Below are 20,869 nucleotides of genomic sequence, written 5' to 3' on the forward strand. Positions count from 1 at the left end.
ACCGGCCGCTCCGAACTGCGCGGCCGCGGGACTGCCCCTAGGGTGTCGTATGCGGGCGGCCGGGTGCTGCCCTCCCCCTCGGGTCAAGCAACCGGCCCCTGGCGAACACACCCTCGGCAGGGAGCACTTGACCCTGCCCGAGCGGTCTCCGGGTCCGGACCAGCGCGTCCGGCGGGCCAGCTGTCCCGGCAACTCGACGGGAGACGGCCCGACTTCACCCCGGCCGGAAATCCTCGATTCCCGGTTTCGGACGCCCCGGCCCGGGGACCTCGGTGGACGACCGACCCAACCCTTTCCCACTTCTGGCCCGACCCGTCCGGCCAGTCGCGCCTCGCCATGCCGAGCCCGCCCCGTGAGCAGCGAAGGAATGGTATTGATGAGCGAGAAGAACCCTCTGAAGCGAGCGGCAGACGCGCTGATGGGCGCGGGCGAGGAACCGCAGGAGGGCATCCCCGGCAAGCCGGGAGCCGAGTCGCCACCGGTCGCCGAGCCGACCGAGCCCCGCGAACCGCTGCCCCCCAAGCCCGACCAGAGCGGCCCGGACACCGTCTCGCCGACCGGCCAGCCCACCGGCGCCGACCAGGCCCGGATGGCCCAGAGCGGCAGCTATCTCACCAACGCGCAGGGCACCCGGCTGGCCGACACGGACCACTCCCTCAAGGCGGGACCCCGGGGCCCGGTCCTCCTCCAGGACCACCATCTGCGCGAGAAGGTGATGCACTTCGACCACGAGCGCATCCCCGAGCGCGTGGTGCACGCCCGCGGCGCCGGTGCCCACGGGGTCTTCCGCAGCTACGGCACGGCCGCGAACGTCACCAAGGCGGCCTTCCTCGCCGAGGACGTCGAGACGCCGGTGTTCGTGCGCTTCTCCACGGTCCTCGGCTCCCGCGGCTCCGCCGACACCGTCCGCGACACCCGCGGTTTCGCCACGAAGTTCTACACCAGCGAGGGCGTCTTCGACCTGGTCGGCAACAACATGCCGGTCTTCTTCATCCAGGACGCGATCAAGTTCCCGGACGTCATCCACGCCGGCAAACCGCACCCGGACCGGGAGATCCCGCAGGCGCAGAGCGCCCACGACACCTTCTGGGACTTCGTCACCCTGCACACCGAGGCCACCCACCACACCATGTGGAACATGTCCGACCGGGGCATCCCGCGCTCCTTCCGCACCATGGAGGGCTTCGGCGTCCACACCTTCCGTCTCGTGGCGGCCGACGGCGGGACCACCCTGGTGAAGTTCCACTGGAAGCCGAAGCTGGGCGTGCACTCCCTGGTGTGGGAGGAGGCGCAGATCATCGGCGGCGTGGACCCCGACTTCCACCGCCGGGACCTCGCCGACGCGATCGAGGCGGGCGCCTACCCCGAGTGGGAGTTCGGCATCCAGACCTTCCCCGACACCCCCGACCAGACCTTCGAGGGCATCGACCTGCTGGACCCGACGAACATCGTCCCCGAGGAACTGGCCCCCGTGCAGCCGATCGGTCTGCTCACCCTCGACCGCAACCCCTCGAACTTCTTCGCCGAGACCGAGCAGGTGGCCTTCCACGTCGGCCACCTCGTCCCCGGCATCGACATCACCGACGACCCGCTGCTGGCCGGCCGGCTCTTCTCCTACCTGGACACCCAGGTCACCCGACTCGGCGGCCCCAACTTCCCGCAGATCCCGATCAACCGGCCGCACGCGCCCGTCAACGACATGCTGCGCGACAGCTTCCACCAGACGGCCGTGCACCGCGGCGTGGCCCCCTACCGCCCCAACTCCCTCGACGGCGGCTGCCCGTTCACCGCGGGCGCCGACATGGGTGCCTACGTCGAGGCGCCGGTACGGGTGCCGGAGGCCACCAAGGTCCGCGAGGCGCCGGAGTCGTTCGCCGACCACTTCAGCCAGCCGCGCCGGTTCTGGCTCAGCATGAGCCCGGTGGAGCGCGAGCACATCATCGGCGCCTACACCTTCGAACTCGCCAAGTGCTACGAACAGGCCATCCGCGAGCGGGCGTTGCAGGTGCTGGCGAACATCGACCCCGAGCTGTGCGAGGGCGTCGCCGAGGGCCTCGGCCTGCCGGTGCCGAAGCCCACCGAGCCGCTGGCCGACGTGGCGCCGAGCCCCGCCCTCTCCCAGGTCGGCCGCACCTGGCCCACCGACGGCCGGGTCATCGGCATCATCACCGGCGAGGACGGCGACCTGGACGGCGTGGCGGCCGTCCGCCAGGAGGTGCTGAACGGCGGCATGGTCCCGCTGGTCATCGCCCCCAAGGGCGGCAAGCTCGGCGCGGGCGGCGACGCCCTGACCGTGCAGCGGACCTACGCCACCGCACGCTCGGTGGAGTACGACGCGCTGCTGGTGGCCGGCACCCCCGGCGTCGGCGCCGACGCCTACGGTGCCCGCGACGCCAAGGCCGGCCTGTCCACGGCACTGTCCACCCCCGACCCCCGCGTGGGGCTGCTGCTGGCCGAGGCGTACCGGCACGGCAAGGCCATCGGCGCCGCCAAGGGCGGCGAGAGCGCGCTGGAGGCGGCGGGCATCCGGCTCGACGAGCCCGGCGTGATCGTCGGCGACGGCGCGACGGCGGTCCTTCAGCAGCTCGTCGAGCTGCTGGGCGCACACCGGGTCTGGGAGCGCTTCCCGTCCGCGGCCTGAGTCCGGCCGGTGACGACGGCCCGCCCGTGCGCCGGTACCCCGCCCCGGGGGCCGGCGCACGGGCATGTCAGGCGGCGGTCCGGCACAGCAACAGACAGATGTCGTCGTCGTGCTCGGAGTCCCGCAGCATCGGCTTCAGCAGGGCGTCGGCCGCCGCGTCCAGCTCCCGCAGCTCCGCCGCGCCGAGCGTGCCCAGGGCCTGGGCCAGCCGCTCGATGCCCGCGTCGATCCCGGCGGACCGGCGCTCCACCAGGCCGTCCGTGTAGAGCGCGAGGGTGGCGCCGGGTGCCAGTTCCTCGCGGTGCTCCTCGTACTCGTACGGCACCGGCACCCCGAGCATGATCCCCGGCTTGGCGTCCAGCACCCGCACCTCGCCCCCGGGTCCGCGCACGAGCGCGGGCGGATGCCCGGCCGCCGCCCACACCACATCGGGCTCACCCGGCGTGAACCGGGCGATGGCACAGGTGGCGTACAGCTCCGGCTGCTGGTGGCGGAGCATCCGGTGCAGCAGGGTGAGGATGCGGGCGGGCCCGTTGCCCTCGACGGCGTAGGCGCGCAGCGCGGTGCGCAACTGCCCCATGATCACCGCGGCGCGCAGCCCGTGTCCGGTGACGTCCCCGATCACCGCCAGCACACTGCCGTCGGGCCCCGGGAAGGCGTCGTACCAGTCGCCCCCGATGTTCAGCCCGTGGGTGGCCGGCAGATAACGCGCCGCCAGCGCGAGCCCCGGGGTGTCCGGCAACTCGGTGAGCTGGGCGCGTTGCAGGGCCTCGGCGACGTCCCGGTGCTGCTCGTACTGGCGGGCGTTGTCCAGCGCGATGCCCGCCCGCCGGGCCAGCTCCAGCAGCATCACCGTGGTGTCCGGCGCGAACCGCTCGCCGGGCGCCGCGAGGGTCAGCACGCCCTGCACGGTACGCGCGCCGAGCGGCAGGCACAGCAGCGGCCGGTCGGGGGAGAGCGCGGAGGCCGGCAGATCGTCCACGCCCGGCAGCCCGCCGGGATGCGGCCCCGCGTGCTGGGGGCGCCCGGTGCGGGCCGCCGTCACCGCGGCCGCCGCCCGCTCGGCCGGCGGGGTCTCCTCGTCGTCCACCAGCCACACGTCCACGTGCCGGGCGTACTCCGGGACGAGCAGCTTGGGCAGCCGGCGCAGGATGTCCTCGTGGTCCAGGGAGGCGTTGAGGGCGGCGCTGGCGTCGGCGAGGAAGGTCAGCAGCCGGCGGGCGTCCTCCGCCTCCGCGCGGGCCGCGCGCTCGGCGTCGAGCAGTTTCCGCTGCGCCACCGCGGCCGCCTCCAGCTCGCCGTGCAGCGCGAGCACGCCCTGGTTGGTCTGGTGCAGCTCCTCCCGGTGGAACCGGACCAGCTCCTCCGCCTCGTCCAGCCCCGCGAGGACGGCGGCGGTGTCCTCGCCCGCGTCGAGCAGCGCGGCGGCGAGGTCGGCCTCGGCCAGGTCGCCCGGCCGGGGCAGGGGCCGGGGCGGCGGGGAGGCGCAGGCCACGGTGTGCCGCCAGGGCTCGGGACCGTCCAGGGCGAGGTGGAGGTTCCCGTCGACGGTCACGGTCAGCTTCTGGGGCCGCCCCTCCCAGCAGGGCCGCAGTTGGGCGGTCAGCGCGGCCAGGAAACCGGCGCGCTCCCGTGCCGGCACCCCCGCGTCCGCCGTGAGCCGCGCCAGCAGGGCACGGGCGCGGGCCGCGTCGACGGGGCCCGCGAGGGTCCAGGTGTCGCAGGTCGTGGTCATGGGCGCCGGTCCGGGACGAGTACGGCGACGCTGATGTCGTCGCGCGGGGGGCGGGCGGGGCTGCCCGCGTCCCGCAGCACGGTCGCGGCCAGCACCGACGGGTCGTGGGCGAGCAGCCGCGGGTCCGTCGGCGGGGTCCAGCGGCTGGGCAGCCCGTCACTGTGCACCACGAGCAGACTGTCCCGGTGCCACGGCACCCGGCGCAAGGGGACGTGCGCCGGGAAGTACGCCCCGACGATCCCCGGATGCGACACCAGGGACTTCCAGCCGTCCGCCGCGTCCGAGGCGCGCAGCCGGGCGCCGATGTTGCCGACCCCGGAGAAGGCGAGTTCCCCCTTCTCCGCGTCCACCTGGGCCACGGCGACCGCGGCCCCCCGGGTGGGGCGCAGGGCCGTGTGCAGCCGCCGCAGGATCTCCGGGGGCGGCAGATGCGCGGCCCGGCGCAGCTCCGCCACCGCCGCGGAGGACGCGTGCGCGGCCTTGGGCCCGTGCCCCAGCCCGTCGGCGAGCAGCAGGCTCACCAGCCCGCCGTGGTGCACGCAGCCCCAGGCGTCACCGGAGGTCTCGGCCCCGGCGAGCGAGAGGACGATGCCGCCGGCCGAGGGGCCGTCGAGCGCCCGGCCGCCCCTCTCGGACTCCGGGTCGATCCGCGCCGTCGCCACCGTGCCGCGCCCCGGGGCGCCGTACAGCCGGAAGGCGTCGGCGTTGCGCAGGCAACTGCCCAGGCCCGCGCCGAGGGAGGACTCGGCGGTGGTGCAGCCGTCGCGCAGGGCCGCCGCGACGTCGGCGATGCCCGGCCCGTGGTCCAGCGTGAACAGCCGCACCGAGGTTGCCTCGCCCGACGGCGACGGCACCAGGTTGACCACCAGGGTGCCCCCGCCCGCGTGCCGGAGCAGGTTGGTGGCCAGCTCGGTGGCCACCAGCTCCCCGGCCCCCGTACGCTCCGGTCCAAGGCCCGCCTGCCCGCACGCCTGACGGACCGCCCTACTGGCGTCCCGTACGCGCGTGGAGTCGTGGACCGGGACCTCCCAGACCCGGCTCATGCCATCCCCGGTCGCGACGAGGGCACCTGGGCCACCCAGGCCACGGCCGTGACGGTCGTACCCCGGCCCGGCGCGGTGTCCACGCTGAACTCCTGCACCAGCCGCTTGGCCCCGCTGAGCCCCAGCCCGAGGCCGCCCCCGGTGGTGTAGCCGTCGGTCATGGCCAGCTCCAGATCGCGGATGCCGGGGCCGCTGTCGACGAAGCTCATCCTGAGGCCGCGGGCGCGGCCGTTGTCCAGCGGGGTGATCTCCGCGTGCCCGCCACCGCCGTGCACCAGGGTGTTGCGGGCCAGCTCGCTCGCCGCCGTGACCAGCTTCGTCTGCTGCACCAGACCGAATCCGAGGGCCGCCGCGTACTGCCGTACCTGCTGCCGGACCCAGGCCAGATCCGCGTCCGAACCGATGGGCAAGCTGGTCGCGGACGCCTGGCCGGACGGCTGCATCATCTCCCCCTCTGGGACAGCACTTCCATGGCCCGGTCGACGTCCAGCGCGGTGGTCAGGCCGGGCAGGGCCAGCCCCAGCTCGACCAGGGTGATCGCGACGGCGGGCCGCATCCCGGCCAGGACCGTACGGGCGGCGAGCAGCCGGGCGGCGGACGCGATCTCCGCGAGCACCCGGCCGAGGAAGGAGTCGACGATGTCCACTCCGGAGATGTCGATGACCACCCCGGTCGCCCCGGTGGTGGCGATGCGGTGGCTGAGGTCCTGCTGCAACTGCTCGGCGAGGCCGTCGTGCAGTTCGCCCTGGAGCGAGACGAGCAGCACGTCGCCGAGGGCGAGCACCGGTACGGGGCCCGGGTGGCCGGGTACGGGTTCGTTCACCGGGCGTTCGTACCCGTCTGCGCGCGGGAGACCTCGATGCCCTGCCGGCCCAGCGCGTAGGCCAGCGCGTCGGCGAGCGAGGCCCGGGTGAGCACCGAGCCGAGGTCGATGCCGAGCTGCACGATCGTCTGGGCGATCGCCGGACGGATGCCGGAGACGATGCACTCGGCCCCCATCAGCCGCGCGGCGGCCACCGTCTTCATCAGGTGCTGCGCCACCAGCGAGTCCACGGTGGACACCCCGGTGATGTCCAGGATGGCGTACCGGGCGCGCTGGTCGACGATGGCCTCCAGCAGCGACTCCATCACGATCTGGCTGCGCGCGCTGTCCAGGGTTCCGATCAGCGGGACGGCGACGGTGCCCTCCCACAGCTTGATGACGGGTGTGGCCACTTCGAGCAGCTGCTGGCGCTGCCGCTCGATCAGCTCCGCGTTTGCGTCCAGAGCGGTCTCCATCACGACCAGGCGCAGGGTGCCCACCAGCAGCGTCAGCGCCAGCACGCTCTCCTGGGCCTGCGGGGCGGTGGGGTCCGCGAACTCCTCGCGCAGCAGGTCGACGGCGGAGGCGCGCAGGGCGGCCACCTCGTCGGCTATCCCGGAGGGTGTCGCACCGGTGCGTGCGCGGTTCTGGGTCATCCGCCCCAGCTGATCGCGCACCGGTTCGTACCCGGGCGCGCCGGTGTCCTCGAGACGCCCGCTGACGGCGACGTCGGAGAGGGCGTCCACGACCGCCTTGCTGGCCTCGACGGCCTCGTCCCGGGAGACCGTGAACACCGACCTGAACAGGGGGGCGTCCGCCCAGCGCTGGGCGATCTGCTCCCTGCGCCGCTCCAGGAAGGAACCCACCAATTGCGGCGCCGACGCGGCCACGTCCTGCTCCTTCGGCACTGTCACGTTCTCCTCTCGCACAACCCGGGAGCCGCCGGCCGGCGGCTGATCTCCACCGTCCGGCAACCCTAGCCGCCGCTGTCCGGCCCGGCCAAACCCGAGAAGGGCGCTGACGTGCCAACTTCCCTTGCCGTATGGCCAGTTCACAGCGGCTGCCGACCGGTGACGACCGGCCGGCGCCGCGGTCCGGCGCGGCTGCCGGTGGGCCGTCTACCCAGGATGGCGCGAGACTCTCCCGACTGTTGCGGACATCACCTTTGCCGGCCGTCGGCCGCGGCGGCCCGGTCGGCGGTACCCGAGGTGGCCTCCCGCCGTCCCGGCACGGGGTCCGGCTCCTGCCGCGGCTGCCGTGACGCCGCCGCGGGCTCCCGTCGGCGGCGCAGCAGCAGCCGTCTGGCCGGGCACTCGACCGCCTCGTAGAGCACCCAGGACAGCCCGAGCGAGACGGCGAACGCGGTGGCGGTGACGGCGAGGCCCGCGAGGACGCCGAAGTGGGGCTTCGCGCCCAGGAGGTTGGTGGCGGCGCGCAGCACCAGCAGATGGATCATGTAGAAGGAGAACGACAGTTCCCCGAGCCGCACCAGGCGCCGGTGCCGCCACAGGGACGGCAGCCCGTTCAGGTCGGCGACGGCCGCCGCCGGGATGAGCAGGGTGAACCCGGCGAGGGTGCACACGGTGGCGGAGTAGCCGGGGGTGACCTGGGGTACCAGGAAGTAGCCGATGATCGCCAGCGCGAGCGAGGCCTCCAGCCCCGGCCCGCGCCACCGGCCGAGCAGCACCAGGCGGGCGGCGACCGCGCCGAGCACGAACTCGGGCAGCCGGGCGGCGGGGAACGAATAGAGCGTGTACGTCCACCAGTGGTGCGCGTCCGACCAGGCCAGCAGCAGCACCGAGGCCGCCGACAGGGCGCCCAGCGCGGTCGCCGCGCGCGCCCCGAGGCGGCGCAGCACCAGGATCAGCAGCGGGAAGCAGGCGTAGAAGAACGCCTCACAGGCGAGGGACCAGCTGACCGGGTTGAGCGTCTGCCACCAGGGGTGCCACCAGGAGTGCAGCAGCAGGACGTTGGCCAGCGCCTGCCGCGGCGCGGGTCTGCCCTGGTGCGCCAGGGTGAGGGCCATCAGCAGGGCCACGGCGAGGGTGACCAGGTGCACCGGGTAGATACGGGCGATGCGCCGCCGCCAGAAGGCGAGGGGTCTGTCGCCCGGCCGGGCCGACCAGGTCAGGACGAATCCCGACAGGACGAAGAAGAACGACACTCCGGTGGCACCGGCACCGAATCCCCAGCCGACCAGGTGGCCGCCGGTGCCTCCGAAGTAGCCGAAGTTGTTGACGTGCAGTCCGAACACCAGCAGCGCCGCCATCCACCGCAGCCCCGTCAGGGACGGCAGGGAGGGATTGGCGGCGGGCGGAACACGGGCGTTCGGCGTGCCGGTCGGAGCGGGCGGCGTCGTCCGGAGCGCCCGGGTCGTCGCCGTGGTCATCGAATCACCTGCCGCAGAGGGTTGGTGTGGGGCATGGAGGGGAACGTTGCCGGTCCACTTCCGTTCATCGCATCACGTGGCAAACATCACACAGATGCCGAACGACCCAACCCCCCACGCGCCACGGACCCGACCCCCGCTACACCCATACGAGCGACAGGGTCTCCACCGGCTGGCGGCCCCCTGGCCACGGGCACGAAGCCGGCCGGTACGGCGGTCACCGCTCGCGAAAGGGGCGCGGTTCCGTGAACCGCGCCCCTTGGAGGTACTCGGGGGTCAGTCGGTGTCGTGGTGGCCCACGTGGAGGTCCAGTTCGCAGGTCTTGCCCTCGCCCAGGGTCACCCCCGTGGGGACGGGGGCGTAGCCGGAGGTGACGACGGTGTAGGTGCCCGGGGCCAGGTTCTCCAGGGTGTACGTGCCGTCGGTGTCCGTCGCCGCCGAGGCGACCACCTCGCCGGAGGCGCTCAGCAGGGTGATGCGCGCGTCCGGGACCGGCCGGCCGGTGTGCTCGTGGCGCACCGTGCCGTGGACGTTGCCCGTGCCCGTGAGGGTGACGTCCGGTACGGCGGGACCGGCTCCGGCGTCGAGCTGTACGGCCCGCGGCTGGTGTCCGGCGGCCGAGACGACCAGGGTGGACGGCGAGGCTTGCGCCGGGGTCAGCTCGTACGTGCCGTCCTCGTCGGTGCCGGTGAGCGCCTGCTGGCGCCCGGACCGGTCGACCAGGGTGACGGTCGCCTCGGCGAGGGGCCGACCCGTGCTGTCGTACACCCGGCCGCGCAGCACCCCGGCGGGCGGGGCGGTGGTCGTCGCCGCCGCGGCCGGTGCCGGTGCGGGAGACGGTGAACCCGCCGTCGCAGGTCGGCGGCTGCGGATCAGCGACGCGCCCGCCGCCGCCAGTGACATCGCGATGGCGAGGGAGAAGACCACGACCAGGCCGTCGTGGAACGGCTGCGAGATCAGGTGCGGGAAGAACTCGCGGCCGGTGAGATGCGCGGACGCGGACGGCGACAGATGGCCGAGGATGTCCGGACCGAGCAGATGCTGGATGGGGTTGTAGCCCAGGAACGCGGCGAACAGGACGCCGACCGGCGGAATTTGGGCCACCGTGTGCGCGGCCCCCGCGGGCACGCCCTGGGCCGTCAGGCCGGTGGAGAGGGTGTCGGGGAGGGACCCGGCGAGCCCCGCGACCATGAGCGAGAAGAACACGCCCATGGACAGCACCATGCCCGCGTTCTGGAAGGTGGCGCGCATGCCGGAGGCCGCACCGCGGGCATCCGCAGGCACGCTGGACATGATGATCGCCGTGTTGGGGGCGGCGAACAGGCCGCCGCCGAGCCCGTTGAGGAAGATCAGCGCGGCGAACACCCAGTACGAGAAGTCGCTCGGCAGCACGAGCAGCCCGGCGAAGGACACCGCCATCACCAGGAAGCCGCACGCCGCGAACAGCCGCGCCCCGAACTTGTCCGACAGCGCGCCCGAGAGGGGCCCGGCGAGCAGGAAGCCGATGGTCAGCGGGAGCATGTAGATGCCCGCCCACAGGGGGGTGTCGGCGTAGTCGTAACCATGCAGCGGCAGCCAGATGCCCTGCAACCAGATGATCAGCATGAACTGCAGCCCGCCCCGGGCGATCGCGCCGAGCAGGGTCGCCGCGTTGCCGCCGGTGAAGGCCGCGTCGCGGAACAGCCGCAGCGGGAACATCGGTTCGGGGACCTTGGTCTCCACGACGCAGAAGACCGCGAGCATCACGGCGCCGCCGATCAGGCCCGCCAGCACCCAGGGGTTGCTCCAGCCCATGGTGTGGCCGCCGTACGGCTGGATGCCGTACGTGATCCCGGCCAGCAGCGCGGTCAGGCCGATGGCGAAGGTGATGTTGCCCCACCAGTCCATCCGCCCCGGTCTGCGGATGCCGGTCTCGTGCAGCGACTTGTACGCCCACACCGTGCCGATCAGGCCGATGGGCACGTTCACCCAGAAGATGGAGCGCCAGTTCCAGGTGACGAGCACACCGCCGAGCACCAGGCCGAGGAACGAACCGGCGATGCCCGCCACCATGTTGACGCCCAGGGCCATGCCGCGCTGGCGCGCCGGGAACGCGTCGGTGAGGATCGCCGCCGAGTTGGCCATCAGCATCGAACCGCCGACGGCCTGCACGATGCGCCAACCGATCAGCCACAGTGCGCCGTTGCCGCCGTGGAAGGGGTCGAGCGAGAGGACCACCGAGGTGAGTGTGAAGATCAGGAAGCCCGCGTTGTAGATGCGGACCCGGCCCATCATGTCGCCGAGCCGGCCGAGCGCCACGACCAGCACCGCGGTGACGAGCATGTAGCCCATCAGCATCCACAGCAGATAGCTGACGTTGGCGGGCTGCAGCGGGTCAAGGCGGATGCCGGTGAAGATGCCGGGCAGCGAGATCAGCACGATCGAGCTGTTGATCGTGGCGAGCAGCATGCCCAATGTGGTGTTGGTCAGCGCCACCCACTTGTAGCCCGGGTGGTCCGCGCCGATCCATCCGCGCCGGCGGTGCGGCCCGGTGTCGGCGGCACCGGATATCCGGTCGGTCTCGTGGGTCGTCATCGGTTGCTCCCGGTGTCAGGCCGTTCGGGCAGGGGGGCGGGCGGGGCGGTGTCGGTGAGCATGCGCCGGACGAGCGGGGCCACGACGCGCATGGCCGCGGTGAGCGCGCGCTGGTCGTCGGCCGGCAGACCGGCCATCAGGTCGGCCAGGCGTGCGTCCCGGGACCGGCGGCGGGCGGCGAGCACCTCCCGCCCGGCGTCGGTGACGGCGACCAGCGTCACCCGGCCGTCCACGGCGTCACCGACGCGCATGACCAGGTCCTGGCGTTCGAGCCGTTGCACCAACTGGGTCATGGACGGCTGGGCCACGCCCTCCGCCGCCGCCAGGAGCGTGAGCCGGACCGGACCCTCGCGTTCCAGCCGCGCCAGGGTGGAGGCCGCGGTGAAACTGAGGTCCCTGTGGTCCGTCACGGCTCTGATCACGGCAGATGCCGTCTCCGCCAGTAACTGTGCGGTCTGCTGCACGTCCGCATCTCTGTGAGAGTGATCCACACCCTTTAAGTATCACCCGCCTATATAGGAATCCTATGAAAATCTTCGTTAAGAAGTTTGGGGGCGGCGCGGGGAGGGATCGGACCGGCGGGCGGAGGGACCGGACCGGTGGGCGGAGCGTCAGGACATGCCGGTGCCGGGACGGATGAGCCCGTCCCGGCACCGGTTCCTCGGGGAAAAGCGGTCGCTCAGAGCACCGTGACGCCGAAGACCGGGGACGCCGTGCCGCCGCCGATCATGCGCAGGTCGTTCCTGCCCTTCAGGCCCAGCTCGACGCGCAGCGCGTAGGAGCCGCCGCGGTTGACGGGCGTGGACGCGGGCAGGGTGACCCACTTGCCGCGCTGCTTCTGCTGGAGGGTCAGCTTGGTGCCCGCCGCGATGCCGGTGGTCTTGCCGGTGACCCGGAACAGCGTCCAGGCGCGCACGGACGACACCGACGGCGTGGCCGTGATGCCGGGCTCGGCGACCGTGGCCGCCCGGACGCCGGCCGGGGCCGCGATGGGGGCGGCCGGGGTGGCGGCCGGCGCCGTGCCCGCGAGGGCGAGCGAGGCCGTGCCCAGGACGCCGACGACGGCAACGCGCAGGGAACGCCGCTTCGTGACCGTCATGAATCTGTCCTTTTCTGTGGTGAGTTCAACTGTTCACGCCAAAGGAGAGGAACATGCCGATTGGCGCGGTCACTTGAGACGACGTCACCACAAGGGCGGGCGTTCACTGACGGTTTGTCCCCGTCCCGTAACAGCCGGTGCGGTCCTCACGCGCGGGGCCCGATCTCCTTCCCGTCGGCGTCCCGGACGGTGATGGCCTGCATCGGGCAGATGTCGGCCGCGTCCAGGGCGCGTTCGTCGCCCTCCGGGATGTGCTCGCGCACCGGGTGCGAGCGGTCGCCGTCGAGGGCGAACAGGTCCGGCGCGGTCCCGGCGCACATGCCGGAGCCGATGCAGTGGCCGGGGTCCACGCGCAGCCGCCAGCTCATCGCCGCCTCACCACCCCACCGGCATGACGCGGGGCCCGCGCACCAGCATCTCGGTCTTCCAGGTGATGTCACCGGCGACATGCAGTGCGGGGAAGCGCGCCACCAACGCCCCGATGGCCTCCTGGAGTTCGAGGCGGGCGAGCGGAGCGCCGAGGCAGTGGTGCACGCCGTGGCCGAAGCCGAGGTGCGCGTTGCCGTCACGGGAGATGTCGAGCGCCCCGGCCTCGGTGAAGCGCAGCGCGTCCCGGTTGGCCGCGCCGATGGCGACCAGCACCGGCTCCCCGGCGCGCACCAGGGTGCCGCCGACCTCGATGTCCTGCGTGGCGTACCGGGCCTGACCGGCCCCGCTGCCCAGCGGGACGAACCGCAGCAGCTCCTCGATCGCCTGCGTGATGAGCGCGGGCTCCGCGCGCAGCCGGGCCAGCGCCTCGGGGTGATCGAGCAGGGTGAGCACGAAGTTGGGGATCTGGGTGGCGGTGGTCTCGTGACCGGCCACGAGGATGCCGACGCACAGGTCGACCAGCTCCAGTTCCGACAGCCGGTCGCCGTGGTCGCGGGCCTCGATCAGCGCCGTCATCAGATCGTCCTGGGGCTCGGCGCGGTGCGCGGCGATCAACTCGGCCGTGTAGGCGCGCAGTTCCCCGCGGTTGCGGTCGAACTCCTCGGCCGTCAGCGAACTGGTGGACAGCGCCGCGTCGCTCCACACGCGGAACTGCGGACGGTCCTGCTCCGGCACCCCGAGGAGCCGGCAGATCACCGCCACCGGGATGGGCAGCGCGTAGCTGTCGACCAGGTCGACGGGCGGCCCCGCCGCCTCCATCGCGTCCAGCAGGGTCGCCGTCAACTCCCGTACCTGCGGCCGGAGTTTCTCCACCTGGCGCACGGTGAACGCCTTCGCCACCAGGGAACGCAGCCGGGTGTGGTCGGGCGGGTCCATGCTGAGGATCCCGCTGTCCCGGCGGCCCTCGGAGGCGCGCGGCTCGTCGTGTTCGAGGCTCAGCGCACGGCTGAAACGCTGGTCGCCGAGGACCAGCCGGGCGTCCGCGTACCGGGTGGCGAGCCAGGCCGGCTCCCCGTACGGCATCCGCACGCGCAGCAGTCCGGGGGTGTCACGGGCGCGGTCGTACGCCTCGGACAGTTCCAGGTCGTGGCCGGAGTTGAAGGGGTAGGCGAGGGGGGTGTGGTCCGTTGCGGTCACAGCTGTCTCCCTTGTGTAAGCACACGCTTACAACGCTAGGAGCCGCTCAACGGGCACGCAACGACACTAATCGGCCGTTAGTCTGCGGGTCCTCGGCGGACGCGCGCGGGCGCGGGGCGGCGGAAGGAGCAGCGGGTGGGCGGCGGCGAGTGCACGCGGGACCAGGACCGGAGCACGGGCGGTGCCCCGGGCGGGGAGCCGCCCCAGCGTCCGCGCGATGCCCGGGAGACCCGCGCGCGCATCCTCGGCGCGGCCGGCGCGGTTTTCGCCGAGCGCGGTTACGAGGCGGCCACCGTCCGGGACATCGCGGCTCGCGCCGGGGTGAACCAGGCGCTCATATTCCGGTACTTCGGCTCCAAGAAAGCCCTGGTCACCGAGGTGATGGCGCAGGACGGCAAGGAGCAGCTGAGCACCACGCCGCCCGAGCGGCTGTTCGAAACCGCGCTGCGCGGCGTGCTCACGGAGGGCGGCGGGGCCGGTGCGGACCGGCTGCTGGCCGTGTATCTGCGCTCCATCGGCAGCGCCGACGCCGCCCCGGAGACGGTCCGCGCGCTGGGCGAGGAGTACGCCGCCGCGCTCGCCTCGCTCTCCGAGGCCGACGACAGCACCCTGCGCGCGCAGCTCGCGATGGCCTGGCTGCTCGGCATCGGCCTGATGCGGGTCGTCGTCGGCCAGGAGCCGCTGGCCAGTGCCGCACCGGACGCGGTCTGCGCGCACGTCCTCACGGCCCTGAACCGGCTGCTGCCGGTGCTGCCCGGCGGGGAGGCGGGGGCGGGCGATGCGGGTACGGAGGAGGCGCGGCCCGGCGTACGGTCGTAGACACCGCGCGGTACGACCCTCGGGCCTCGGGCCGCGGGCCGAGTCGAACCGGTGACCGGCGCGCGAGGCGTGGCCGGACCGGTCCTGACCCGGCCGGAAAACGGAAGCGGCGACCGAAGCGGTCCCGGCCCAGGCGCGAAACCGCGGCCGGACCGGCCCCGGCGCGGCGGAAATCCCTGCCCGGACCCCGCCCCGGTGCGAAGACTCCTGCCACCCCTGCTCAGGTAGCCGCGGTCGACCGTACGCCGAGTCCCGTGAGATACGCGGTGAGCACCCGGTTCAGCCGCGGTTCCACCTCCACCACCGCATGGCTGAGCCGGGGATCGCTCGTGTACAGCTCGCGCAGGCGCGGGCCGGGCGTGGCCATCTGCCACAGCGCCCCGGCGAGGCTCGTCGCCGTGGCGACAGTGTCGACGCTCTGCGCCTCGTCGAGGCCGAGCAACCGGCCCAGCTCGCCGCTGATCAGCTCGACCGCCCGCAGCGTGACGAGCTTGAAGGAGCGCACCGACTCGATCGACACGTTCCGCTCCAGGTTCAGCGGCGCCTGCGCGAGCAGGTCGCAGAACATGGGGCGCGCCGCCAGCGTGCCCGCGAGCACCGCCGCGACCTCGGCGGGCGTGGCCTCGGACCGCTCTGCCAGGTCGCCGAGCAGGGCGGCGGACCACTCCCGCCAGCCCTCGGCGGTCAGCGCGAGGAAGATCTGCTCCCGCGTCTCGAAATAGCGCAGCAGCGCCGACTTGTGCATGCCGACGGCGGCGGCGATGTCCGTGAGGGTGACGTCCCGTACCCCCCGCACCCCGCCGAGCGTCCGGGCGGCGTCCAGGATCGCCGCCTCCCGCGCCTGTTTGGCCTCGGCACTGCGCGCACGCTGAAAGGCAGGCTCACTCATGGAGGCCATCATAGAAAGCCGTAAGGCAACGGTGTTGCATTAATAAGAGAACGGTGTTGTACTAATGGCATGAGTGCACAGGATGATTCACAGGTCTGGTTCGTCACCGGTTCGTCGCGCGGCTTCGGCCGTGCCCTCGTCGCCGCCGTCCTGGAGGCCGGCGACCGCGTCGTGGCCACCGCCCGCCGCCCCGAGGCCCTCGCGGAGGCCTTCGCCGACTACGGCGACCGCGTTCTGCCCCTCGCCCTGGACGTCACCGGCCCGGACGCGGCACGCGCGGCCGTCGACGCGGCCGTCGCCCACTTCGGCCGCATCGACGTGGTCGTGAACAACGCGGGGTACGCGAACGTGTCGCCCATCGAGACGACCGAGGACGACGACTTCCGCGCCCAGTTCGAGACGAACTTCTGGGGCGTCTACCACGTCACCAAGGCCGCGCTCCCCGTGCTGCGCCGGCAGGGGGCCGGCACCGTCGTGCAGTTCTCCTCGGTCGGCGGCCGGGTCGGCGGTTCGCCGGGCATCGCGTCGTACCAGGCGGCCAAGTTCGCCGTGGACGGCTTCAGCCGGGTCCTGGCGACGGAGACCGCGCCGTTCGGCGTGCGGGTCATGGTGGTCGAGCCGAGCGGCTTCGCCACCGACTGGGCCGGCTCCTCCATGACCGTCCATGACGTTCCGGAGGCCTACGAGGCGACCGTGGGCGCGATGAACCGGCTGATGCGGCAGAACACGGCCGGCGCGGCCGGGGACCCGCGCCGCGCCGCCGAGATCATCGTGGAGACGGTGCGGCGCGGCGAGGTCCCGAGCCATCTCCTGCTCGGGGTGAACGCCGTGACCATGGCGCTGGACTACTCCCGGCGCCAGCTCGCCGAGGCGGGCGCCTGGGAGAAGGTGAGCCGTTCGGCCGACTTCGGCGAGCCCTACCCCGCGCCGCTCCCGTCGTGAGAGCCCGCGCGGCCCTGCCCGCGGGCCCGTGGGCCGCTCACTTGCCCACGAGCAGCCCCGTCCCGCTGACGTAGACGTGGACGCCGTCCCTGTCCACCGCGACCCGCCGCAGCCGCAGGGCGCCGGAGGGCGGTTCCGGGATCCGGAAGGCGAAGGCGAAGCGGTCGGCGATCTGCGGGCGGGTCAGCTTGGTCAGGGCGGTGAGCAGGGAGGGGTCGACGCCGAGCCGTTCGAGCACCTCGGGGTGGGCGAGCGCCACGTCCGCGAGGTTCACCCCGGTCAGCCGGTGCAGGAAGTACGGCGCGCCGGTGAGCCGGTGGAGCCGGTCCTCGTCGTGCAGCGCGGCGCGCACCGTGCCGTCCGGCACGCCCAGCCGGTGCACGAGCTCCGGGACGCCCAGCAGCGCCTTGACCTTGTCCGCCTCCCGGGTGATCCGGCGCGCCGCGGGCCGGGTGAGATGCAGCCCCTCGGCGGGGCCGGTGCCGGGGCGGTAGGTCGCGAGGTCGCCGATGTCCAGCCGCATCCCGTCCACCGAGGTGCTGATGCCGCGGTCCCCGTCGCGCCGCACGTGGGCGTCCGCGCGCACCCGCACATCGCGTCCGGCCAGGCGCAGCGAGCCGAGCGCCCTGATCCGGCCCGGCCCCTGGGCGCTGAACGACACCTGGGAGGCGCCCAGTTCGCGGTTCATGTCGGCGAAGGACAGCAGCACCTGCCCGTTCATCCGCGGAACGAGTGCTCCGCGTATGGCGGTTGGCCCGTCGCCGTCGATGCGTATGCCGCGTGCGGTGGCGGTGACCTGGGTCAGGGTGACCCGCTCGGCCGGCACGTCCGGGACGGTGATCCGGACCGAATCCAGGCGCCGGTCGAGCAGTTGGGTCAGGAACGGGAAGCCGCCGATCCGTACCTCGGGCGCGGCGGTGAGATGCAGCCGGTCCTTGAGCTGGTCGGCGGCCTGGCGCTCGGCGTAGAGCAGCGCCCAGCGGTCGGCGAGGGTGACGAGACAGGCGAGGGTGAGCACCCAGACGAGCAGCCTGAGCATGGTGGGCAGCCCGGTGGCCCGGTTACGGCGGCGGCCCCGGCGCCTGTGGTTGGGTGGCATCCAGGCGTCGGCCTCGCCGTCCTGCCGGTCCGGGTCGTCGTCCACGCGGAGGAAGTCGTCCAGCGGACTGCCCGCCGGGCCGTCCAGCGGATCGGCCGCCGGACCGTCCACCGGACCGGCCGCTGAAATGCCTGCGGGACCGTCCGCCGGGGCGCCCGCGGGATCGTCCGAGAGTGCCGCCAGTTCGTCGTACGGGCTTCGCGCGGACGGAACCCGGGCGGGGTCGGGTCCGTCGGAGTGAGTGGTGTGATGCGTCGATGTGTGGGGGGTACGCATCGGCAGATTTGATCACATAACCCCACCAGGCCCGCAACTCTGACGAGGGGGCGGACGCGGAATGGCCCGATTCGCACGTGTTGTCGAGCCATGCTCAACTCGTCCCTGAAGAGCCGCCGTTGGAATCCGGCGGCGACGGGCCCGTGCAGCGCAGGAAGGAAGACCTCCATGACGGCGAGGGACAGCGGGCGTTTCGTGGGCAAGGCCGCGGTGGTGACCGGCGGCAGCCGGGGGATCGGCGCGGCGGTCGCCACGCGCCTGGCGGCCGAGGGGGCGGCCGTCGTCGTCGGCTACCGGAACAACCGGGCGGCGGCCGACGCGCTGGTCACCGCGATCGAGGCCGACGGCGGCAAGGCCCTGGCCCACGGCGCGGACGTGGCCGATCCCGGTCAGAGCGAGGCGCTGATCGAGCGGGCGGTCGCGGAGTTCGGACGACTGGACGTGCTGGCCTCCTGCGCGGGCATCGAGCACTTCGGCGCCCTGGCGGACCTCACCCCGGCCGATTTCGACCACGTCTTCGCCGTGAACACCCGCGGCCAGTTGTTCGCGGCCCAGCACGCCGCCGCCCGGATGGGGGAGGGCGGCAGGATCGTGCTCACCTCCTCGGTCAGCGCGTCCCGCGCGGTCTTCGCGCACACCCTGTACGCCGCGTCCAAGGCCGCCGTGGAGTCGATGGTCCTCAACCTCTCCGCCGAGCTGGGACAGCGCGGCATCACCATCAACGCCATCGCGCCCGGCGGCACCGACACCGACATGGCCGCCGAGAACGCGGCCGCGTACCAGCACCCCATGCTGCGCGGTGAGATCCCGCTCGGGCAGTGGATGTCGGCGCACGGCGCGCTCGGCCGGCTGGCCCGGCCCGAGGAGATCGCGGCGGGCTACGCCTACCTGGCCAGCGACGACGCCGCGTACATGACCGGTCGTACCCTCCCCGTGGACGGCGGATTCTTCTGAGCCGCCGCGCCGGTCACGACCTCCCGGAGCGCACCGGATCGCCGGCCACCTCCCGCGGGTGCTTCCCGCCGCCCGAGCCCGCCGGGCGGTCCCGCCGCCAGTCGAACGTCGCGAGCGCCAGCGACGCCACCATCCCGACGAGCGCGGCGACCAGCGCCACGACGACGGCGGCACGGTAGTCGTGGTGCCGGCCGAGCACCAGGTAGTAGAGGCCGGGCAGCGCGGCCGTACCCACCGCCGCCCCGAGCCGCTGCCCGGTCTGCAGCGCGCCGCCCGCCGCGCCCGCCATCCGGACGGGCACGTCCCGCAGCGTCATCGTGAAGTTGGGCGAGACCACGAACCCACCGCCGATGCCGCCGAGGAACAGCACCGGGGCGGCGACCCAGGGGGCGATGCCGAGGTCCACGGAGTGCAGCAGCAGCGCGGTGCCGCCGAGACCGGCGATCACGCCCGCGAGACCGCACACGGTGAGCAGGCGGCCGAGCCGCTCGACCATCCGCCCCGCGACCACGGCCGCGACCGCCGACCCCACGGCGAACGGGGTCACGGCGAGCCCGGAGCGCAGCGGGGAGAAGCCCAGACCGTGCTGGTAGAAGAGCGCGAAGACCAGCCACACGCCGCTGAACCCGATGAAGTACAGCGTGCCGACACCCGCGCCGACCGCGTAGCCGCGCACGGTGCTGAACAGCCGGGGATCGAGCAGCGGCTGGTCGCCCCTGGCCACCAGGCGCCGCTGCCACCGGACGAAGACGGCGAGCACCACGGCACCCACCGGGAACAGCCACCACAGCCGGCCGATCCCGCCCGAGTCCGCCTGGACCAGCGGATACATCAGCGCGAGCACACCGAGACCGAGGAGCAGCACACCGGCCACGTCCACGTGGCCCCGCCCGGACCCCTCGACGCGGGGCAGCAGCCGGCGGCCGAGCAGCACGGCGAGGATGCCGATGGGCACGTTGACGTAGAAGATCCAGCGCCAGCCGTCGGCGCCGGAGGCCAGCGCCAGGATGGCGCCGCCGGTGATGGGCCCGACGGCGGAGGAGATGCCGACGGTCGCGCCGAAGAACCCGAAGGCCCGCCCGCGTTCCGCGCCCCGGAACAGCTGCTGGATGAGCGCGGAGTTCTGGGGCGCCATGAACCCGGCCGCGAGCCCCTGGGCGAGCCGCGCCACCACCAGCAGCGTGATGTCCGGAGCCGCCCCGCAGGCGGCGCTGAACAGCACGAAGGCGCTGAGCGCGAGCAGGAAGATCCGGCGCCGGTCCAGCGCGTCGCCGAGCCGTCCGGCGGTGACGAGGGCGAGGGCGAACGTGAGCGCGTATCCGGACACCACCCACTGCACCTGGGCCGGGGAGGCGCCCAGATCGCGCTGGACGGTGGGCAGGGCGACCGCCACGATCGTCACGTCCAGCAGGCTCATGAAGCCGGCCACGAGCGTCACCCACAACGCCCGCCACCGGCGCGGATCCGGCTGCCGACCGGCCTCCTGAGCCCCCTGACCGCGACCGCCTGCCGCCGACGTCGACGTTGTCACCTGGGCTCCTCTCGGCTCGGACCCCGCCCGAAGGAAACCAGGTTCCCGCGCGGGGCGCGGACACACACCTCTAGCTGCAACCGCAAAGGGCGGGAAGAAAATCCGTCCGGACGTGAATCCGTGCCGTCCTCGGCAAGATCCCGTTGTCAGTGGTGGCTGCGAGGCTTGGACCATGAACGGCGACGACGAGCAGCTGCTGCGCGGCAGGGTCTACGGCCACGACCACGAGGACCCGGGCCCGCGCCCGGACCGCAGGTACGCCGAACTGGTCGGCGGCCCCCTGGACGGACTGCTGCTGGACATCACCGACCGGGCCGACGACGCCCCCGCCACGGGCATCCCGCTGCGGACCGAGCTGGGCCGGTTCGGCACCGGCGGCCGGGCGGTGTACGCCCCGCGCCCCGGCGACCGCGCCCGCCTCGACTGGACCGGCGACATCCCCTGACGCGCGGCGTACCGGACCTTCACGTACTCACCGTAGCGGTACGAACACCGTACGAAGCGGTTAGT

19 protein-coding genes and 1 pseudogene are annotated in these 20,869 nt (G+C 73.3%); 5 read left to right on the forward strand and 15 right to left on the reverse strand.

From position 1 onward, the window contains the following. Positions 1–376 precede the first annotated feature (376 nt). Positions 377–2,641, forward strand: a complete 2,265-nt coding sequence (locus AB0927_RS09540) for a catalase (RefSeq protein WP_366666965.1) — start codon at positions 377–379, stop codon at positions 2,639–2,641. 67 nt (positions 2,642–2,708) lie between these two features. Here AB0927_RS09540 and AB0927_RS09545 read toward each other — a convergent pair whose 3' ends face one another. The 12 genes and pseudogenes from AB0927_RS09545 to AB0927_RS09600 all read right to left on the reverse strand — a co-directional run bounded on the left by AB0927_RS09545 (position 2,709) and on the right by AB0927_RS09600 (position 13,849). Beyond that, on the reverse strand, positions 2,709–4,376 hold the full coding sequence (locus AB0927_RS09545) for a PP2C family protein-serine/threonine phosphatase (RefSeq protein WP_366666966.1): 1,668 nt from the start codon (positions 4,374–4,376) through the stop codon (positions 2,709–2,711). Continuing rightward, complete coding sequence (locus tag AB0927_RS09550) at positions 4,373–5,419, reverse strand: SpoIIE family protein phosphatase (protein WP_366666967.1); 1,047 nt, start codon at positions 5,417–5,419, stop codon at positions 4,373–4,375. Before AB0927_RS09550 ends, AB0927_RS09545 begins: the two co-directional genes overlap by 4 nt. Next, the gene (locus AB0927_RS09555) at positions 5,416–5,862 is read right to left on the reverse strand and encodes an ATP-binding protein (RefSeq protein ID WP_366667105.1); all 447 of its coding nucleotides are present in this window, start codon (positions 5,860–5,862) and stop codon (positions 5,416–5,418) included. Before AB0927_RS09555 ends, AB0927_RS09550 begins: the two co-directional genes overlap by 4 nt. Continuing rightward, complete coding sequence (locus tag AB0927_RS09560; protein WP_366666968.1) at positions 5,862–6,242, reverse strand: STAS domain-containing protein; 381 nt, start codon at positions 6,240–6,242, stop codon at positions 5,862–5,864. Before AB0927_RS09560 ends, AB0927_RS09555 begins: the two co-directional genes overlap by 1 nt. After that, on the reverse strand, positions 6,239–7,135 hold the full coding sequence (locus AB0927_RS09565) for an STAS domain-containing protein (RefSeq protein ID WP_366666969.1): 897 nt from the start codon (positions 7,133–7,135) through the stop codon (positions 6,239–6,241). Before AB0927_RS09565 ends, AB0927_RS09560 begins: the two co-directional genes overlap by 4 nt. 245 nt (positions 7,136–7,380) lie before the next feature. Then, complete coding sequence (locus AB0927_RS09570; RefSeq protein ID WP_366666970.1) at positions 7,381–8,610, reverse strand: acyltransferase; 1,230 nt, start codon at positions 8,608–8,610, stop codon at positions 7,381–7,383. Positions 8,611–8,886: 276 nt separating this feature from the next. Then, positions 8,887–9,393: a carboxypeptidase-like regulatory domain-containing protein gene (locus tag AB0927_RS09575; RefSeq protein ID WP_366667106.1), complete on the reverse strand. Its 507-nt coding sequence runs from the start codon at positions 9,391–9,393 to the stop codon at positions 8,887–8,889. A 72-nt stretch (positions 9,394–9,465) separates the two neighbouring features. After that, a pseudogene (locus AB0927_RS09580) lies at positions 9,466–11,184 on the reverse strand (MFS transporter); the annotation flags it as partial. Then, positions 11,181–11,594 (reverse strand): MarR family winged helix-turn-helix transcriptional regulator, encoded by a 414-nt coding sequence (locus tag AB0927_RS09585; protein ID WP_366666971.1) that lies wholly within the window; start codon positions 11,592–11,594, stop codon positions 11,181–11,183. The pseudogene AB0927_RS09580 and the gene AB0927_RS09585, both read right to left, overlap by 4 nt. Before the next feature lie 269 nt (positions 11,595–11,863). Then, on the reverse strand, positions 11,864–12,283 hold the full coding sequence (locus AB0927_RS09590) for a hypothetical protein (RefSeq protein WP_366666972.1): 420 nt from the start codon (positions 12,281–12,283) through the stop codon (positions 11,864–11,866). A 146-nt stretch (positions 12,284–12,429) separates the two neighbouring features. After that, on the reverse strand, positions 12,430–12,651 hold the full coding sequence (locus tag AB0927_RS09595) for a ferredoxin (protein ID WP_366666973.1): 222 nt from the start codon (positions 12,649–12,651) through the stop codon (positions 12,430–12,432). A 7-nt stretch (positions 12,652–12,658) separates the two neighbouring features. Then, the gene (locus AB0927_RS09600) at positions 12,659–13,849 is read right to left on the reverse strand and encodes a cytochrome P450 (protein WP_366666974.1); all 1,191 of its coding nucleotides are present in this window, start codon (positions 13,847–13,849) and stop codon (positions 12,659–12,661) included. Between the two features lie 135 nt (positions 13,850–13,984). On the opposite strand from AB0927_RS09600, the gene AB0927_RS09605 reads away from it, so the two are divergent. Then, positions 13,985–14,668, forward strand: a complete 684-nt coding sequence (locus AB0927_RS09605; protein ID WP_366666975.1) for a TetR/AcrR family transcriptional regulator — start codon at positions 13,985–13,987, stop codon at positions 14,666–14,668. Positions 14,669–14,888: 220 nt separating this feature from the next. Here the strand turns inward: AB0927_RS09605 and AB0927_RS09610 are convergent, their stop codons facing one another. Then, a complete protein-coding gene (locus AB0927_RS09610) occupies positions 14,889–15,557 on the reverse strand; it encodes a TetR family transcriptional regulator (RefSeq protein WP_366666976.1) in 669 nt (222 codons plus the stop codon). Positions 15,558–15,626: 69 nt separating this feature from the next. On the opposite strand from AB0927_RS09610, the gene AB0927_RS09615 reads away from it, so the two are divergent. Beyond that, positions 15,627–16,499 (forward strand): SDR family NAD(P)-dependent oxidoreductase, encoded by an 873-nt coding sequence (locus AB0927_RS09615; RefSeq protein ID WP_366666977.1) that lies wholly within the window; start codon positions 15,627–15,629, stop codon positions 16,497–16,499. Between the two features lie 37 nt (positions 16,500–16,536). Here AB0927_RS09615 and AB0927_RS09620 read toward each other — a convergent pair whose 3' ends face one another. Further along, positions 16,537–17,874: a DUF2993 domain-containing protein gene (locus AB0927_RS09620; protein ID WP_366666978.1), complete on the reverse strand. Its 1,338-nt coding sequence runs from the start codon at positions 17,872–17,874 to the stop codon at positions 16,537–16,539. A 168-nt stretch (positions 17,875–18,042) separates the two neighbouring features. Here AB0927_RS09620 and AB0927_RS09625 point away from each other — a divergent pair, with 168 nt between their 5' ends. Continuing rightward, entirely contained in the window at positions 18,043–18,828 is a 786-nt protein-coding gene (locus tag AB0927_RS09625) for an SDR family oxidoreductase (protein ID WP_366666979.1), read from the forward strand. Between the two features lie 13 nt (positions 18,829–18,841). Here the strand turns inward: AB0927_RS09625 and AB0927_RS09630 are convergent, their stop codons facing one another. Then, positions 18,842–20,359, reverse strand: a complete 1,518-nt coding sequence (locus AB0927_RS09630) for an MFS transporter (RefSeq protein WP_366666980.1) — start codon at positions 20,357–20,359, stop codon at positions 18,842–18,844. A gap of 172 nt (positions 20,360–20,531) precedes the next feature. Here AB0927_RS09630 and AB0927_RS09635 point away from each other — a divergent pair, with 172 nt between their 5' ends. Further along, entirely contained in the window at positions 20,532–20,804 is a 273-nt protein-coding gene (locus AB0927_RS09635; RefSeq protein ID WP_366666981.1) for a hypothetical protein, read from the forward strand. Positions 20,805–20,869: the final 65 nt, after the last annotated feature.

Origin of the sequence: Streptomyces sp. NPDC048106 (assembly GCF_040706415.1) — a bacterium.
GTDB lineage: Bacteria > Actinomycetota > Actinomycetes > Streptomycetales > Streptomycetaceae > Streptomyces.